Origin of the sequence: Methanoculleus sp. DTU007 (assembly GCF_001512385.1) — an archaeon.
Taxonomy (GTDB): Archaea; Halobacteriota; Methanomicrobia; order Methanomicrobiales; family Methanoculleaceae; genus Methanoculleus; species Methanoculleus thermophilus.
In genome coordinates this window covers 38,550-53,971 of record NZ_LFRO01000029.1, presented here as the reverse complement: position 1 = coordinate 53,971, position 15,422 = coordinate 38,550, and the positions used below count along the sequence as shown (strand labels likewise).

The window sequence follows — 15,422 nt, the reverse complement described above, 5'->3', positions numbered from 1 at the left end:
GCACCGGCATCGTGGGGATCGGTATAGATGTGATCGATCCGGGAAGTATTGAAGGTCGATGCCCGCCGAATGATTCCATGTACTTCATAGCCTTTGTGAAGGAGGAACTCAGCGAGATACGAGCCGTCCTGCCCAGTGATGCCGGTTATTAAAGCTTTTTTAAGGATAATATTCACCATCCCATCTTGACAATCAGTAACTTGTTTGTAAACTCACATTATATGGATTTTGTATTGCTGATATACTCTCACGTTTCACGAGATTCGAGAGAATCAAGGTTAAAATAGGAACTGCCAAGAAACGCTATCGGTATTCTGCAGTAAATCTTTGAAAGACATATGAAACATAATCAAAGTATTTCCTATAAATCTGGGGGACATCAATCCTTATATATAAAGATCAAATAAATCCTTCAATTTGACGGCTTTCCAAAACAGCGGAAGAGGTATCGCTGCCATACTGCGCAGGATCAATCTTCTATGCCGAAGACACTCTGTTCTGTACGCCTTTAATATCCGATTGGCCTCCTCACTCTCGCCGGCAATGAGGTTTCTTGCAGCTCTCGCAATCTCTTTCTTCGCGACATACTCTTGTACATCGCTCAGTAACTCGTGAGGGATTGCACCGTTCTCCATCGATTGAAGCGCAGTCTTCACGAACGGTTCAGGAGCAAGAGGGAGTTGCCGTCCACAAACCCTGTTGGCAGCCTCCCAGTGATAGATCGCCCCCATATACCAGTTGAAAGCAATGGGATATTTCAGCGCAATCTTACCAAATAGGTCGGCATCTTCTCCAAACCACGCATCCTCCGGAAATCCGCCAACCTCGGTAAAGATCTTTTTCGGGATGCAGACAACCGATGTCCATACCGGATATTCACCGAGTGCAGCGGACTTGAAGTAGTTCGGGATCAGGCCTCTCCAGGGTGCAGGCGGGATCGCCCGATACTTCGCCCATCGGAGCCTGCCACTCACTTTCCGAATTTTGTATGCCGTTGTGTAGGCTCCAGCCTCTGGGAACTCTCTCTTCAATGATAGGATCGTCTCCAGATGCCGGGGCATCCACTCGTCATCGGCGTCCAGAAACGCGACAAGATCGGCCCGGCTCATGCTCACCCCCTGGTTTCTGGCAGCAGAAACCCCGGATCCCCTCTGCCGGACAAACCGGATCCGGGGGTCACCGAACCCCTTCACTATCTCTGGGCCGCTATCGGTCGATCCTCCATCCACGACGATCACTTCAAAGTCCTGGACGGTCTGGCTTATTACGGACTGCAAAGCTCGCCGGATATGAGGCCCTTTGTTTAACAACGGGATGACTACAGATATCTCCGGTTCTGTACTGCTATCGAGTTCATTCGGTAGGATCGGGTGGTGTACACGCTGCTCCCGATCAGGTCTGGCCCTGGGGATCTGGAACAACTCTGATGAGCGCTGCTCCGTCGTCGATAGGACCCTCATCGACAATCCGGGATCATGTATGCCTCGAATTTGCACGCCTGCAAGAGAGGAACATTCTATAATTGAGGAAGACTTCCCCCGGAAAGATCGGATCACCGTAGCTCATCCCCCCGACATCGCTTTGCCCCCAAGAGGGAGTTCAAAGGCTTAAAGGTTCCTGGAGTAACTGGGAATTACCGACATTATCGTGCTGATCAGCGGTGCCCGGAAAACCATGGAGAGAGGGGCATCTTCTGGCGCAAATGTGTCTAACGGGCCAACCCAAGCAAACATCAGCGGAAATTGCAAAGATGTACGTAAAATGATGACCCCGGCAGTCTATGTCAAGAGAGCCTCATTGCGAGTGGTTGTTGCTGGCTCCACCTGCACAGGGCCCACCAGTCTTACACAGAACCTCTTCCCATACCCGCCGCGATGAGTTTCCATCCTGGAATCGGTTAATAAGATTATTGACCACCACTCTCTCCTCCTCGTAGCATGCAGGATCGGCAAGACATTTCCGAATCTCGTCAATAAGCGCATCAACCGTCGTAACCTTTGGGCCGGGCGCCCAGAAGTCGTATGGCTCAAGGAGAAATCCCCGGGTTTGTGCATACTCCTCCAAATCCAGGGGTATAAAGATGATCGGCCGATTTAAGAGCAAATAGTCAAAATATATCGAAGAATAGTCGGTGATCAGGATATCAAAATTCCCGAGCACCTCGTATATACTGACAAGGTTGGCCGTGAGGCGCTCTGATTCCAGTACAACAATATTTCCATTGTTCTTTCTAAAATCATCGCGGGATAACCAATACCGCTCCTCATAAGGGTGAAGTTTAAGAACGAAGAGTATACTGTTGTCGCTCAGGAATCTATTAAACCGCTCAGATTTTAGCAGGTCCAGGTGCTCCACGGTACCTTCGACCCTACCGTAGCCAACGCGAAATGTCGGCATGTACAGGAGCAATGCATTGTACCTGGATAGATCCCTCTCCAGTAACCCGGCCAGGATATGGCCTTTGTGAGCGGTAAAGAGATAATCGTTTCGAGGCTGACCGGTGACGACAACTTTGCGGGGATCGATGAGGAAACTCGTCACCAATGCGTTTTTCGTGATGCCCGATGTTGCAATGAGGATATCCTCAGCCTCTACCCCTTTTCGAATGTCGTTTAACGCCTCTTCTGTCTCCAGGCAGTCCGCGTATCCCATGGCTTTCAGCGGCGCCCCGTGCCAGAGGTTTACCAGGAACTGGTTACCTGCTTTTAATCGGCAGTAGTGGTTATGGGTTGTGATGATGTATCGCGATCGAAAGATGGCGTAAAGCCCATGAAGACTCTTCTCAAGATGTGCCGCTACTCCGTTTTGCGTCAATATCTTCCAAATCCCCGGATCATCGACCAACCAGACGATATCGTATTGACGGTGCATCTGGTTTGCGACTAAGTATTCATACAATGCTTTTGCGTTGTCCGAGTAGTCGGGTATGCTTGCAAAAAGGATCTGGTTATTCTTCTTGGGTATCATCCTGTTCAGAATTTTTAGCCCGGTATTCAGGATCTCTTTCAGGAGGCCTTTGCCCAGTAGCGACCAGACCTCATATGCCTTCTGCACCTGAATGGAGTTAAAGGGATTGAGTAGATCGGGCATCTGAACCATAGCAACTATAGCAATGGTATTCTTATGATAAACCTACCGGAATTCGAATGATTTTAATCCAGAGGAGGCACGCCCCTGATCCCGGCATACGTCCCGCTGGACAGTAGAGATGACTATATGGTGTATCCAGGTAACCCATAAGTGGAGATACCGAAATAGTGAGACCCATGCTTACCACCCTCATCCTCGACTTCGACGGCGTCATCGTCGAATCAATACCCCTAAAGACCGCCGCGTTCCGAAAGATCTTCTCCTTTGCTCCCGAACACCTCGACGAGATCATCGCCTTCCACCTCGAAAACGGCGGGATGTCCCGGTACGACAAATTCCGTTACATCTACGCAAACATTCTCCACGAAGACCTCACCCCCGAGCAGGAGGAGCGGCTCGCGAGCGAATACGCCGGACTGATCTATGATGCCATGCTCACCGTGCCGTACACCAAAGGGGCAGAGGAACTTCTCCAGGACTGCTCCCGGGTGCTCCCGCTCTATATCGTCTCCGCAACCCCGGAGGGCGAGATGCACGAGATCGCCCGCCGCCGGGACCTCTTAAAGTACTTCGTCCGGATCTACGGCTCGCCGAAGACGAAGGCCGAATGCATCCGTGAAATCCTTAAAGAGACCAATGCCTCACCTAAAGAGGCGCTATTCGTCGGAGACGCCCCAAACGACTGGGAGGCGGCCTATGAGACCGGCGTTCGGTTCGTGGCAAGGGTTGCCCCCGGCGATCCGAACCGCTTCGTCGGCCGGCCGGGGGTGGAGCATATCGTGGAGAACCTTCATGAACTCCGGGAGTATCTACGGGAGAGTGTATGCTCATCCCGATCTCGTACCCCCTAAACCGGGCAACACCACTCTACCCCGGAACGGAACCGCTCACGATCACCCCCACAAAGTCTTTTGAGAGGGGCGATGCGGAAGAAAAGAGCCTGATTGCCGTATCAAGCCACGCCGGAACGCACATCGACCTCCCCCGGCACTTCTGTCCGGGTGGGGGCACCGTCCGGGCCCTCCTTGCGCCGGAGGCGGTCTTTGAACCTGCGCAGTGCATCGAGGTGCCGAAAGAGGGGGAGGAGCCGATCCGGATCCACGATCTCACTCCGCATCTTGACAAAATCCAGTGCGCCCGGGCGCTCTTTGTGAGGACCGGGAGCGGCCGGATCAGGGAGAGAGACCCGGAGACTTACGCGAAAAAGCACCCCTGGGTGCACCCCGAGGTGCCGGAGTTTCTCTGCAGGGAAAACCCCGCCCTCAGGCTGTTCGGGATCGATACAATATCCATTGCGGCACCGTCAAACCCGGAAGAGGGGATGAACGTCCACCGAGCGTTCCTCTGTCGGTCCCCGCACATCTTCGTTCTCGAAGACGTTGACCTCTCCTACGACCGGTTGCTTGAGGGAGGCTGGACCCTGCGGGTCTATCCGGTGGTCTTTGACGACCTGGACGGAGTACCGGTGGTGGCACTCGCGGAGTTCAGGTGATTCCGGGACCCCATCAGCAGATGAAATGCCACAGGTAAGATCCTCCTCCCTACTCCGGGAAGATCTGGAGATCCCCAGCCGCTCTAAAAAAGTGTTTAGTTCCCCGGCACCATACGGGCGAGGTCTTCTTCAACCGTCGTGATCCCCTTGATCCCGAAGTTCTCGACGAGCACCTTCAAGATGCCGGGCGAGACGAAGCCCGGGAGGCGGGGGCCAAGGGTGATATCTTTGATACCGAGCGAGAGGAGGCTTAAGAGGACCAGGACCGCCTTCTGCTCGTACCAGGCGATGTTGTATGAGACCGGGAGTTCATTGACCCCGACGCCGAACGCCTTGGCGAGAGCCTGGGCGATGACCACCAGGGAGTAACTGTCGTTGCACTGTCCGGCATCAAGGACACGGGGTATGCCGCCGATGGTCCCAAGACCCAGGCTGTTGTAGCGGTACTTCGCGCACCCGGCAGTGAGGATGATGGTGTCCGCCGGGAGGGCCTCGGCAAACCTGGTGTAGTAGTCGCGCCCGCTGTACCGCCCGTCACAGCCCGCCATCACGATGAACCGCTTGACCGCACCGGACTTCACTGCATTAACGACGGTATCTGCGATGGCAAGGACCGGGGCATGGGCGCACCCGGTGACGAGATCGCCGCGGGAGAGGTCCTGTGGGGGTTCGCAACACTTTGCGTGCTCAATCAGGGGCGAGAAGTCCTTCTTTCCGTCCGACGACGCGCCGATGTGCTTTACCCCCGCAAACCCGACGGGACCCGTGGTGTAGACCCGATCGCGGTAGGTGTCCTTCGGCGGCACAAGGCAGTTCGTGGTGACCAGGACCGGGCCGTTGAACCGCTCAAACTCCTCCCGCTGGAAGGGCCAGGAGCCGCCGTAGTTCCCGACGAGGTGGTCGTACTTCTTCAGCTCCGGGTAGGCATGCGCCGGGAGCATCTCACCGTGGGTGTAGACGTCCACACCTGTTCCTGCCGTCTGTGCGAGGAGATCGGCAAGGTCTTTGAGGTCGTGGCCGGTGACGAGGATGCCCGGGCGCGTGCCCGCTCCGGTGCTGACCGTTGTGATCTCCGGGGTCCCGAAGGCGGCGGTATTTGCTCTGTCGAGGAGGGCCAGAGTCTTCACACCGATCTCGCCGCATTTGAGCACGAGAGTGACCATCTCGTCCGCAGTGTGATCGTGCAGCGTGGCTGCGAGGCCCTCCTGCAGGAAGGTCGTGATCTCCTCATCCCTATAGCCGAGGACAGAGGCATGGTGGTAGTAGGCACCCATCCCTTTGAGCCCAAAGACGAGGAGGTCGCGAAGCGACTGCAGGTCGGCATCAACCATCTCCCGTGCAGCAACGATCTCCTCTGCCTTTGCCGCGATCGCCGCCTGACTCTCCGGAGTCCAAGTGCAGGCGTCAGGCTCCGCGCTTCCGGCGGGCGGGAGGGCGTCGCGGATGCGGGCCGCTTCCCGGATTTTATCCTCAAACCTTGCAGGATCGAAGTTCACATTGGTCAGGGTGGCAAAGAGGCATCCCGCGATGAACTCACCGACCTCTGGATCTCCACCACCGTTCTTTATCGCCGCGAGGTTCCGGACGGAGAGCCCCTTGAGGAGATAGATCAAGACGTCCTGGAGCCCGGCAGTCTCCGCATCCTTGCCGCAAACACCGCGCACCGTGCAGCCAAGGCCTTTTGCCGTCTCTTCGCACTGGTTACAGAACATTCATGTTCACCCATTAGTATCTTTTTGATACAAGATATCAATTAGACACCAGGGTATAAGTAAGAGAAGGTTTCTCTAATTATACCATGCAGGACGAGTGTACGGTCAATCAGACCGTTACATATCTAGGAAAAAAGTGGATGCTCCTGATCATCCTCGAACTCTACAAGGGAGACAACTACACCCGGCGGTTCACCGAGATAAAGGAGCGGCTCCCGGGGATCACGGCAAAGGTCCTCTCTGCCCGCTTAAAGGAACTTGAGGAGGAAGGTCTCGTCGAGAGAAGAGTGGAGGCCCGATCATTCCCCGTGAAGACCGAGTACACGCTCACCGCAAGCGGGCTTGAGCTGGTCGGGGTGATCCGGGAGATCAAGCGATGGGCGCTCAGGTGGAAGATCGAGAACCGCGCGTGCGGGGCACAGGACTGCCGGGACTGTGTACTGTGAGAGCCGGAAACCGGCTCCCTTCAGTTCTAGTGCCCCTTGAAACCTCTCCTCAGATCACGCCCATATCCGAGAGCCGCGCCGGCAGGTACTCTTTCGTTACGAAGTCGAGCCCCCGGCTCGCAAACGCCTGCTGTTCTGACTTCAGTTTTATATCGAGTTGCAGGTTGATCTGGGTACGCCAGTAATCGGTCGCAAACCTGGGATCGGTCAGCTCAGCCTTCAGAGCATTGATATCCTTCTCGGAGAGGTGGTCGGCGGGGAGGTTGTAGTCAACGATATCGGAGGGCTGCACCCCGATGAACTGCGCCTGCGGGGTCGCGAGAAGTTCCGACATGTGGGCGCTCTTGATCGAGCCGTAAGCGACGCTCGCGTAGATCCGGTAGGACCATGGATCGCCGTCGGTGAAGACCACGACGGGGAGGTTGAGCGACTCGTTGAGTCTCCGTAAAACCCGTCGCGTGGACCGTGCCGGCTGCCCTTTGAGGTGGACCAGGATCGCCCCGTAGTCCTCATCGAACCCGTTCTCCATCAGACGGGCGTACATACCGCCGGTCTCGATGGCAATGACGAACTTCGCATCGTGATCGACGAATTCGAGATTATCGACGTTATTTGGAATGGGATAGCCCGCCTCCCCGACGTCCTCCTGGCAGTGAAGTTCTTTGACACCTCTCCGGGTGGTCTCCCGGATCCGCAGGGGACCGAAGATCGAGGCTCCGTCCTCCTCCGGCCGGAGGTGGAACGCTTCCCGCTGCATCTCGGTGATGATCTCGAGATCCTCGATGAGGAGGTTGCTCTCGTCCTGGGCGGCGAACTTCGCTTTCTTCCAGCCCTCGGAGATGTAATACAGTTCTCTCAAGGTCGACGATCGGTTCTCTACAAGTTGACTCTTCAGGAACCAGATGACGTAAGCCATCTTCAGCAGGTGGATCGCGCCTTTTTCGGTCGTTGCCGTCCGGGTGCTCTCCCGCTCGCCGTACTTCCAGACATCGCTCTCGTCGTCGTATGCGATATTATGCTTCGTCCGCGTCGGCAACCGGATGAACGGCACGATGCCGTCCCGCATCTGGTCGTACCATTCGCGGGCGATACTCATCAGCCGCTCTTTTGCAAGTGCATCCATCTCTTCCCTAGACATCGAGATCCACCACCACCTTCTTTTCATCCTCCACGCCGCGCAGATCGAGCGTTCCATCGCCCGACCCCGTGTAGACCACCCGCCAGACCTCACCAGGCCCAAGCGTACGCCGCCAGACCTTGTTGTAATCCCCGTCTATTTCGTCCACGAAGTCAGGCCGGGGATCTGCGTCGTCGGCCGAATCCCGGGAGAGGTTGTAGAGGACGAAGGTGACCTCTCTTTCAGTGTAGTTGTTCACGTCGATACGGACCTTCCCATCGATTGTCCGCTTCTTCGCGACGACCTTACGCATGATCCTGCCCTCGATCGGTGAAGTGTCCACCAGGGGGAGTTCCACGATCTCGCTCACTTTCGCGGCGATCTCGGGGATGACCGAGCAGATAGCTCTCGCGCGGTCGTCCTGCTGCTTCTTCCTCTCGCGGCGGGAAAGATATGTCTTGAGCTCCCGGCCGAGTTCCTGGAGAACGAGAACGATCTCCCGCTCGATCTCCGGGATGGAGGCGACAGCGTCCTTGCTCTCGCTCGTGAAGGGGACGTTCGTAGACGCCACGTGGACCATGATGAGCACCGGACCCATGGGGAGGCCCTGCTGCGAGAGGCCGTAGTTCTTCCAGTTCACCTGCGAGACGCAGTTTGTGATTGCACAGGCACCCTGCTGGTAGAGAAGGGGGACGCGATTTGCGAATCGAAAGATCTGGGCGCTCCCTTCAGGGGGGATCTTGCCACCGTAGCCGATCGCCGCCTCGATGATGAACGGGTGCCCGCCGTAGACCATGCTCGGGCGCGTCCGGGCCTTGATGAAGTCGAGTTGGATCTCCTTCTCAAGCCCCTTGCAGATCAGGTCCTCGCCGATAGGGGAGAGGCACTGCTGCGCCGGCGGCGCCGGAACTTTCACGGCCTGCATGGCATCGAGGAGCCGGGTCAACTCCTCAGGTTCGAGCTTCTTTACCTTCTGGGTGGGTTTGAGCCCGGCAAGCGCGATCATCTCGTCGGCGGTCTTCTTCCCGACGCGGGAGAAACTCCCGATGAGGAACTCCTCGACGGTCCCGGTGCTCGCGGCCGCGAGCCGCTTGAGCGCCCCGAACTCAATCCCATGGGGGTGGGGGAGTATGGATTTCGGACACGGTGGGACCTCGTTTGCCACCCGCTCGAACACGGTCACTTCGCCATCGATCTCGGCCGTGATCCGGGCATGCGGGTTAACGATTGCGGTGAGGCGGAGATAATCCATCAGCCGCTTCTTTGCCGCAAGGCTGCTCTTGAACTGGATCTCAATCCTTGTGCCGTGTGTCCGGTCCCAATCGATCTCCTCGTGGCTGATAATCTCGGGCTCGTTGGTCTCGGTCTTGATCATCAACTCGAACTGATGAGCCCTCACCTTTGCCCCCGTCCGGGAGGTGACCCGTGCCGGGGTTCCGGTGGTGAGCTGCGCATACAGCACCGCTGCCGATATCCCGATACCCTGCTGCCCACGGCTCTGGCGGATCTGGTGGAACCGGGAGCCGTAGAGGAGTTTTCCAAAGACCAGCGGGACGTTCTCCGGCACGATCCCCGGGCCGTTGTCCTCGACGGTTATCCGGTAGACCTCGGTATCGACCCTTTTGATGCTGATGAATATATCGGGAAGAACCTCGGCCTCCTCGCAGGCATCGAGAGCGTTGTCCACCGCCTCCTTGATGGTGGTGATGATGCCCCGCGTCGGGGAGTCAAAACCAAGCAGGTGCTTGTTCTTCTCAAAGAACTCCGCGACGCTGATGCTCCGCTGCTGCTTGGCGAGATCCTCAGCAAGTACCATGTCGTGCCACCCAGGCGATGGCGTCCGCAAGGCTCTTTTCCTGCTGCTCCCCGGAGTGGAGGTCCTTGAGGGTCACCGTGCCCGCTTCGACCTCGCGCTTCCCGAGGATAACGGCAACGTCTGCGGTCTTTGCGGCGTGGGAGACCTGGGCGCCCATCCCCCGCTGCATCAGGTCGACCTCGGCCCGGATCCCGGCATTCCGGAAGGCCCGGGCGACTTCGAGTGCCCGTACCCGTGCCTCGGGCGTGCAGACGACGCCGACAACGGGCTCATGCGCAAGATCGAAGTCCCCGATCGAGACCATCACCCGGTCAAACCCGATGGCAAACCCGCAGGAAGCGACGTCGTCGCCGCCGAAGAGGTGGGCGAGGCGGTAGGTGCCGCCGCCGAGGATCTGGTTCTCCGCGCCGAGGTTCCTTGCGAACCCTTCAAAGACCATCCCGGTGTAGTAGTCGAGCCCCCGGGCGATCCCGAAGTCCGGCTGGTAGTTGATGTTCTGGGAGTCGAGGAGCGCAAACGTCTCCTCGATCCGGGCGCGCTCAGGGACGTCGCCCGCGACCTCAAAGACCTCGGCGATCTCGCGGCACTCCGAGAGGGCCGCAAGCGGTTCGGCAAGGTGGGTGAGATTTCTCTCAACGAGCGCCGCTTCGAGCCCTTCCTTATCGTGCTTGTCGAGGTATGCCATGATCGCCCGCTGCTCTTCGGGCGCCAGCTCGGCGAGAATATGCTTCATCGGCGCGAGATGACCGACATGGAGGTCAAAGGTGACCCCGGTCGACCGGAGCATGTCGTCGGCGAGCATGATCACCTCGGTGTCGGCGAGGGCCGTATCCGCGCCGATGAGTTCGACGCCGAACTGCCAGAACTGCCGGTAACGTCCTTTCTGCGGGCGTTCGTAGCGGAAGCAGTCGGCGAAGTAACACCAGCGGATCGGTTTCGGGAGAACCTTGCCTTCGTTGACATACATCCGGAGAGTCGCCGCAGTCACCTCTGGCCGAAGCGTCAACTTTCTCCCGCCTTTGTCCTCGAAGACGTACATCTCCTGGATGATCCCCTCGCCGGACTTCATCGTGAAGAGCTCAAGATGCTCGAAGTCGGGCGTACTGACCTCCCGATATCCCCATCTGCGGGCCACTTCCCGCATCCGCTGTTCGATCAACCGCCGCCGTTCCATCTCGTCGGGTAAAAAGTCCCGCGTACCCCGTGGTTTCTGAAACATTCGGTATTCTCCCAAATCATAGTCTCTTGCGTGAACCCTTATCACTTGTGCGCGGCGCCCTGCCAAAGAACCTCTCGCGGGCACTCTCGCCATGCCATACGTTCTCCCGGTCGACCCTGCCCTGGAGATAGAGGGCCAGAAGAACCAGCCCAAGACCGAGGAACTCCCAGGCTTCGGCATATGCTGTCACGAAAAAACCCAGCAGGGCCAGCGCCGTGTAGGGGACTCCCCAGTAGGCTGCTCTCCGGTAGCCGGGAAGACCGGTCCGGTAAAAGATGCGCAGGTCGCGCAGCCACAGGAAGGCGGTGACGGCAACGCCGAACCCCGCAACGTAGGCAAGATAGGACATGAGATGAAGTAATATTATACTTCCACCCCTATTTTTGTTATCGAAACTATGCAGCCGAATACCACCATCAGGGACATCCTCCGAATGTATCGTAACGGTGAGGTATCTGAAGACGAGGCTGTGGGTGCCCTCGAAGGGCTTCGCATCGAGATAATCGACGGTATGGCCCGGATTGATGCCGGACGAAGCGTGCGTTGTGGGATCCCCGAAGTGGTGCTCGCTGAAGGGAAGGAGCCAGAAGCCTTTGCAGAGATCATGCTTACTCAGGTGAAGGCGGCCGGCAGAAGCGTTGCGACGAGGGTCTCCCCGGAGCATCTCAAAGCCCTCGAGAACCGTCTCCCGCCGGAGATCCGGATGGAACACAGGGAGGCGGCACGGGCCGTCATCCTCTCTACGGGGGCCGAACCCGTTCGCCATGGGGGAACCGTCGCCATCCTGACCGCAGGAACATCCGATATCCCTGTCGCCGAGGAGGCGCGGCTGATAGCCGAGGAGATGGGATGCGAGGTTCGAACGGCGTACGATGTCGGAGTGGCCGGGATCCACCGTCTCTTCTCGGCGATCAGGGACTTGATACCGGCGGACGTCTTCATCGTGGCCGCCGGCCGGGAAGGGACACTTCCTGCGATTGTCGCAGGACTGGTCGACCGCCCGGTGATTGGTGTCCCCGTCAGCACCGGATACGGCTACATGGGCGGCGGGGAAGCGGCGCTTGCGAGCATGCTTCAGGCCTGTTCGGTCCTCGCAGTCGTGAACATCGACGCCGGTTTCACGGCAGGCGCGTTTGCCGCACAGATCGCACACGGAGGCCACCGGGCATGACCCGGGGATTCTACATCGGGCGCTTCCAGCCATACCACAACGGGCACCAGAAGGTGCTGGAGCAGATAGCATGCTCTTCCGACGAGATCGTCATCGGGGTGGGGAGTGCCCAGGAGTCCCATACAATAACGAATCCCTTCACGGCTGGAGAACGGGTACTGATGCTCACACAGTCCCTTGCGGACCTCGACTGCCCTTTCTATGTCATCCCCATCGAGGATATTCAGCGCAACGCTCTCTGGGTTGCCCACGTCCGGGCAATGACCCCTCCGTTCGATACCGTCTACTCTTCAAATCCCCTCGTTGTGCAACTCTTTACCGAGGCAGGGATGACCGTCAAATCGATCGATATGTACGAGCGGCTGACATACTCCGGCACCGCCATCAGACAGCGGATGCTTGACGGCGAGCCCTGGGAGCACCTGGTTCCTCCTGCCGTGGTGAACGTCATCAAGGAGGTCCACGGGGTGGAGCGGTTGCGGCAGATCGCGAGGACCGACTGAGGGGCAAAACCTGATGGGGATGGCCGTCGCAATCCGGTGAAGTCATGTTTAAGCAACTGCGAGACCTCTTTAAACGAACCGAACCAGTTGAGGAGAACCTGAAACTCTCTTTTGAGGAGCTTCCCGCATGGCTGGATGCCCGCGAGGAGGAGATCGGGCGCGAACTCTCCGATGCGGCCAAACCACCGCAAGAAGCAATCCGTAGCGCCCTCGACAATCTTCGGGAGATCGTTGCTCGCATGAAGACGACGGAGGGGAATGAGGAGGTTCACCCCCGGCTCCGGGATATATCAAAGAAGGCGCTCCCTCAGTTCACAAAATCGATGACCCAGATCCTCTCCCGTGACCCTTCGGGAGACCCGGAGACCTTCTATGCTACCGCCGCCGAGATCCTAAAGGGTGTACTCAGGGCGGTCAAAGGGCAGGGGAAATACCTCTCCGCTCTCTACCCGGACGAGATGAAGGAGGTGCGCGCGGCCATCAGGGAACTGGGGCGGGGGATCAACACGCTAACAGAGGCGATCACCCGCGCTCGAACGGGCCAACAGCAGGTGGAAGAGGTCCGGAGAGCATACGAATCCCTCGTGAGGATCCGGGAAGAAAATGTAGCGGTCTTTGCCGAGATACAGAAGTCCCGGGAGGCAATCGAGGGGATTGGCGGGAAGATCCGGGAGACGGAGGAGGGCCTGGCTGCCCTCAAACTGCGGCCGGATTATACCAAGAAAGATGAGGTTGAGAAGAAGATCCGGGAACTTAAAGACCTTGAAGATAAAATTGAGCGAGAGATTCTAACTCTGCGAAACCCATCTCTCCATGTTTTCAGCAAGGCCGAAAAGATCGCGAGAAAGACAGGAAACAATGCAGCGGCCACGACAATCAATCGGGTCCTCGATGCATACGCGAACCGCCCGTCGGGTGACGAAGAGAACCTGGTTCGACTGATTGAGGCAGCGATGCCGGCGACGCTCGCCATGGTCCGGCAGGGGGATCTTGTTCTGAAGAATCAGGATGAGATCCGTCTCTTCTCGGACCCAGAGACCCTGCCTGCCGAGTTAAGTGAGGTCATGCAGCGGGAGCGCGAGGTCCGGGAGGAGGATGCAGCGCTGCAGGAGGCCTTGGCCGCACTCCCGGTAGTGGTCGAGGAACAGCGGCTCACCTCCGCGCTCACAGAACTGCAGAGAGAGCGCGATGCGATGCGTTCGGCACTGAGCCGGGCAGAGGACCAGGAGAATGCAGCGCGGGCATCCTATGCAAAAGAGCGCGAGAATCTTCAATCCCGCGCTGCCGCCCTTGCCGGTAAGGAAGTGGAGGTGGACGTACCCGACCTCCCGTCGCCGTCCATCTAGCCGGGGCAGAAAAATCGGCCATCCTCATCCAAAAGGAAACCCTGTTTAATGTTTCGGTGCACAAATACTTCCTGAGAAGAGTTGATGACAACAGACACTACCTCATCCGGGTCAATCCCACACCGCTGGTTAGCGGTACCGGCAATCTCGTTCGGAGGTATCGGGATAGGACTGCTGCTCGCCACCGCCGGGATCCCGTATGCGATCCTGGCAGGCGTCGCGGGGTGCGTGATAGCCTCATTCGTTCTCTGTTATCAGGCATATCATAAACCGCGCAAAGATCTCGTTTCGATCTTTACACCGCTCTTTGCATTCTTCATCCTCGTTATACCCAACGAGATCAGTTCAGGAGGCCCGATTGTGCAGATATTCTTCGCTGCAACGATCACTCTCCTCGCGGTTCGGGTGGAAAAAACGTTTAATGCGCCAAAGGCAGAGAAGAAGACCATGAAGCAGATACTGAATGAGTACATCGGCCGCATCAATCCGATCATCTCCCTGGTCGACGAGGAGACCGGACACCTGATCGCGCAGTCCCTGCTGACGTATAAGTTCGGGCTCTATGATAATGCAGCCGAAAAGAGCAAGGAGACACTCGCACGGCTTGAGAAGATCACCCCGCGCCAGAGCGCGCTGGAACGAGCTCTCCTGATCCTCCAGGAGCGCGCCGGCGGCTTCGCCGAGTCACGGGTGACGACCAACCCCAAGCATGTCTTTGAGGAGACGGACTACAATGACCTTGCCATCCGCCTCCGCCCGGACCAGGTAGAGGATCCTGTTGCGCTCGATCTCGATAACGCACTGATCCTGCTCTACGCTGTCGGGATCGAGACCTCTCCCGATGATGAGCAGGCGCTCGAAGAGCACCAGCGCTTCATCATCCAGATCCTGGAATCCTACAAAGAAAAACTGACCGCATGACCGGGCCGACCAGGGGTAACCCCTCCACCCCCTCATTGCGGCAGCGGCGCCGATACCACGAGATTATCAATCGGGGTGCCCCAAGATCGTGGTGAGGCACTCCACACCCATCACAGGCAGGGATTCACATTGCGCTGCTACACTCATGAGCCTTTACCGGGCCTAATGCAAGCGATAAATGAACAAAAGCCCACCGACTCTGCTGAATTGGCCCAAGGCACCCGGATCCCTTTCTGAACCAAAAATCAGAGTGAGTCGAGGCTGATTCCGGTGAACTCGTCCGCGACCGCATTGAGGTCTTTCACACCGAATGCGGTCTGAACCGTGGAGAGTTCGAGATCACGCGCCGCGTCGCACATATAATCGATGATATCGATCGAGAGTTCCCGCTTCTGTTTGGATTTGCGCAACTGGTCCACGAGGAACATCATCTTCTCGGGGGACTCCATGCGGAGCTTGGCGAGGCTCACCACACACATATAAATTCGCGTCAGATTCCTGTCCGTTCCGGTGATGGTATCGAAGAAGTTCCGGAGGATCTGCGCCTGGTAGACCTCGCCGCCCATGGTGATCGAGTATTTCTCAATAC

At 57.6% G+C, this 15,422-nt stretch carries 16 protein-coding genes; 7 read left to right on the top strand and 9 right to left on the bottom strand.

What is annotated here, in order from left to right; genetic code table 11:
- From ACI94_RS02890 to ACI94_RS02880, 3 genes are all read right to left on the bottom strand, one after another.
- The coding region (locus tag ACI94_RS02890) for a GDP-mannose 4,6-dehydratase (RefSeq protein WP_286681073.1) at positions 1–179 on the bottom strand (179 nt) is incomplete at its 3' end.
- A gap of 207 nt (positions 180–386) precedes the next feature.
- Complete coding sequence (locus ACI94_RS02885; protein WP_083524843.1) at positions 387–1,460, bottom strand: glycosyltransferase family A protein; 1,074 nt, start codon at positions 1,458–1,460, stop codon at positions 387–389.
- Positions 1,461–1,794: 334 nt separating this feature from the next.
- Positions 1,795–3,099 carry a CDP-glycerol glycerophosphotransferase family protein gene (locus tag ACI94_RS02880; protein WP_066958223.1) on the bottom strand — a complete coding sequence of 435 codons (1,305 nt, stop codon included), beginning with the start codon at positions 3,097–3,099 and terminating at the stop codon, positions 1,795–1,797.
- Positions 3,100–3,266: 167 nt separating this feature from the next.
- On the opposite strand from ACI94_RS02880, the gene ACI94_RS02875 reads away from it, so the two are divergent.
- Complete coding sequence (locus ACI94_RS02875) at positions 3,267–3,941, top strand: HAD family hydrolase (RefSeq protein WP_066958224.1); 675 nt, start codon at positions 3,267–3,269, stop codon at positions 3,939–3,941.
- Positions 3,914–4,582 (top strand): cyclase family protein, encoded by a 669-nt coding sequence (locus ACI94_RS02870; RefSeq protein WP_066958225.1) that lies wholly within the window; start codon positions 3,914–3,916, stop codon positions 4,580–4,582. The genes ACI94_RS02875 and ACI94_RS02870 overlap by 28 nt, the downstream gene beginning before the upstream one ends.
- Positions 4,583–4,677: 95 nt before the next feature.
- On the opposite strand, the gene hcp is transcribed toward ACI94_RS02870, so the two are convergent.
- Positions 4,678–6,294: a hydroxylamine reductase gene (gene hcp, locus ACI94_RS02865; protein ID WP_066958227.1), complete on the bottom strand. Its 1,617-nt coding sequence runs from the start codon at positions 6,292–6,294 to the stop codon at positions 4,678–4,680.
- Between the two features lie 86 nt (positions 6,295–6,380).
- Between hcp and ACI94_RS02860 the strand changes: the two genes are divergently transcribed.
- Complete coding sequence (locus ACI94_RS02860; RefSeq protein WP_066958228.1) at positions 6,381–6,740, top strand: helix-turn-helix domain-containing protein; 360 nt, start codon at positions 6,381–6,383, stop codon at positions 6,738–6,740.
- A gap of 49 nt (positions 6,741–6,789) precedes the next feature.
- Here the strand turns inward: ACI94_RS02860 and ACI94_RS02855 are convergent, their stop codons facing one another.
- From ACI94_RS02855 to ACI94_RS02840, 4 genes are read right to left on the bottom strand one after another with little or no spacing between them, the layout of a single operon-like run.
- A complete protein-coding gene (locus ACI94_RS02855) occupies positions 6,790–7,878 on the bottom strand; it encodes a DNA topoisomerase IV subunit A (RefSeq protein ID WP_066958230.1) in 1,089 nt (362 codons plus the stop codon).
- The gene (locus ACI94_RS02850; RefSeq protein ID WP_066958231.1) at positions 7,871–9,673 is read right to left on the bottom strand and encodes a DNA topoisomerase VI subunit B; all 1,803 of its coding nucleotides are present in this window, start codon (positions 9,671–9,673) and stop codon (positions 7,871–7,873) included. Before ACI94_RS02850 ends, ACI94_RS02855 begins: the two co-directional genes overlap by 8 nt.
- Positions 9,660–10,892, bottom strand: a complete 1,233-nt coding sequence (gene hisS, locus ACI94_RS02845) for a histidine--tRNA ligase (protein WP_066958232.1) — start codon at positions 10,890–10,892, stop codon at positions 9,660–9,662. The genes ACI94_RS02850 and hisS overlap by 14 nt, the downstream gene beginning before the upstream one ends.
- A 16-nt stretch (positions 10,893–10,908) precedes the next feature.
- Positions 10,909–11,241, bottom strand: coding sequence for an ABC transporter permease (locus ACI94_RS02840; RefSeq protein WP_066958234.1), 333 nt, complete (start codon positions 11,239–11,241; stop codon positions 10,909–10,911).
- Between the two features lie 48 nt (positions 11,242–11,289).
- Here ACI94_RS02840 and larB point away from each other — a divergent pair, with 48 nt between their 5' ends.
- From larB to ACI94_RS02820, 4 genes are all read left to right on the top strand, one after another.
- On the top strand, positions 11,290–12,063 hold the full coding sequence (gene larB, locus ACI94_RS02835; protein WP_066958236.1) for a nickel pincer cofactor biosynthesis protein LarB: 774 nt from the start codon (positions 11,290–11,292) through the stop codon (positions 12,061–12,063).
- Entirely contained in the window at positions 12,060–12,566 is a 507-nt protein-coding gene (locus tag ACI94_RS02830; protein ID WP_066958237.1) for a nicotinamide-nucleotide adenylyltransferase, read from the top strand. The genes larB and ACI94_RS02830 overlap by 4 nt, the downstream gene beginning before the upstream one ends.
- 44 nt (positions 12,567–12,610) lie before the next feature.
- On the top strand, positions 12,611–13,912 hold the full coding sequence (locus tag ACI94_RS02825; RefSeq protein ID WP_286681072.1) for a hypothetical protein: 1,302 nt from the start codon (positions 12,611–12,613) through the stop codon (positions 13,910–13,912).
- A gap of 84 nt (positions 13,913–13,996) precedes the next feature.
- Entirely contained in the window at positions 13,997–14,833 is an 837-nt protein-coding gene (locus tag ACI94_RS02820) for a hypothetical protein (RefSeq protein WP_286681071.1), read from the top strand.
- Between the two features lie 245 nt (positions 14,834–15,078).
- On the opposite strand, the gene ACI94_RS02815 is transcribed toward ACI94_RS02820, so the two are convergent.
- A complete protein-coding gene (locus tag ACI94_RS02815; RefSeq protein ID WP_066958242.1) occupies positions 15,079–15,399 on the bottom strand; it encodes a hypothetical protein in 321 nt (106 codons plus the stop codon).
- Between the last annotated feature and the right edge of the window lie 23 nt (positions 15,400–15,422).

Excerpts from the sequence above, each read along its gene's own strand:
- ACI94_RS02855 (WP_066958230.1), bottom strand. The coding sequence starts at position 7,878 with ATGTCTAGGGAAGAGATGGATGCACTTGCAAAAGAGCGGCTGATGAGT.
- ACI94_RS02870 (WP_066958225.1), top strand. The coding sequence starts at position 3,914 with ATGCTCATCCCGATCTCGTACCCCCTAAACCGGGCAACACCACTCTAC.
- ACI94_RS02860 (WP_066958228.1), top strand. The coding sequence starts at position 6,381 with ATGCAGGACGAGTGTACGGTCAATCAGACCGTTACATATCTAGGAAAA.
- larB (WP_066958236.1), top strand. The coding sequence starts at position 11,290 with ATGCAGCCGAATACCACCATCAGGGACATCCTCCGAATGTATCGTAAC.
- ACI94_RS02815 (WP_066958242.1), bottom strand. The coding sequence starts at position 15,399 with ATGGGCGGCGAGGTCTACCAGGCGCAGATCCTCCGGAACTTCTTCGAT.
- ACI94_RS02820 (WP_286681071.1), top strand. The coding sequence starts at position 13,997 with ATGACAACAGACACTACCTCATCCGGGTCAATCCCACACCGCTGGTTA.
- hcp (WP_066958227.1), bottom strand. The coding sequence starts at position 6,294 with ATGTTCTGTAACCAGTGCGAAGAGACGGCAAAAGGCCTTGGCTGCACG.
- ACI94_RS02875 (WP_066958224.1), top strand. The coding sequence starts at position 3,267 with ATGCTTACCACCCTCATCCTCGACTTCGACGGCGTCATCGTCGAATCA.
- ACI94_RS02885 (WP_083524843.1), bottom strand. The coding sequence starts at position 1,460 with ATGAGGGTCCTATCGACGACGGAGCAGCGCTCATCAGAGTTGTTCCAG.
- ACI94_RS02840 (WP_066958234.1), bottom strand. The coding sequence starts at position 11,241 with ATGTCCTATCTTGCCTACGTTGCGGGGTTCGGCGTTGCCGTCACCGCC.
- ACI94_RS02880 (WP_066958223.1), bottom strand. The coding sequence starts at position 3,099 with ATGGTTCAGATGCCCGATCTACTCAATCCCTTTAACTCCATTCAGGTG.
- ACI94_RS02830 (WP_066958237.1), top strand. The coding sequence starts at position 12,060 with ATGACCCGGGGATTCTACATCGGGCGCTTCCAGCCATACCACAACGGG.
- ACI94_RS02825 (WP_286681072.1), top strand. The coding sequence starts at position 12,611 with ATGTTTAAGCAACTGCGAGACCTCTTTAAACGAACCGAACCAGTTGAG.
- hisS (WP_066958232.1), bottom strand. The coding sequence starts at position 10,892 with ATGTTTCAGAAACCACGGGGTACGCGGGACTTTTTACCCGACGAGATG.
- ACI94_RS02850 (WP_066958231.1), bottom strand. The coding sequence starts at position 9,673 with ATGGTACTTGCTGAGGATCTCGCCAAGCAGCAGCGGAGCATCAGCGTC.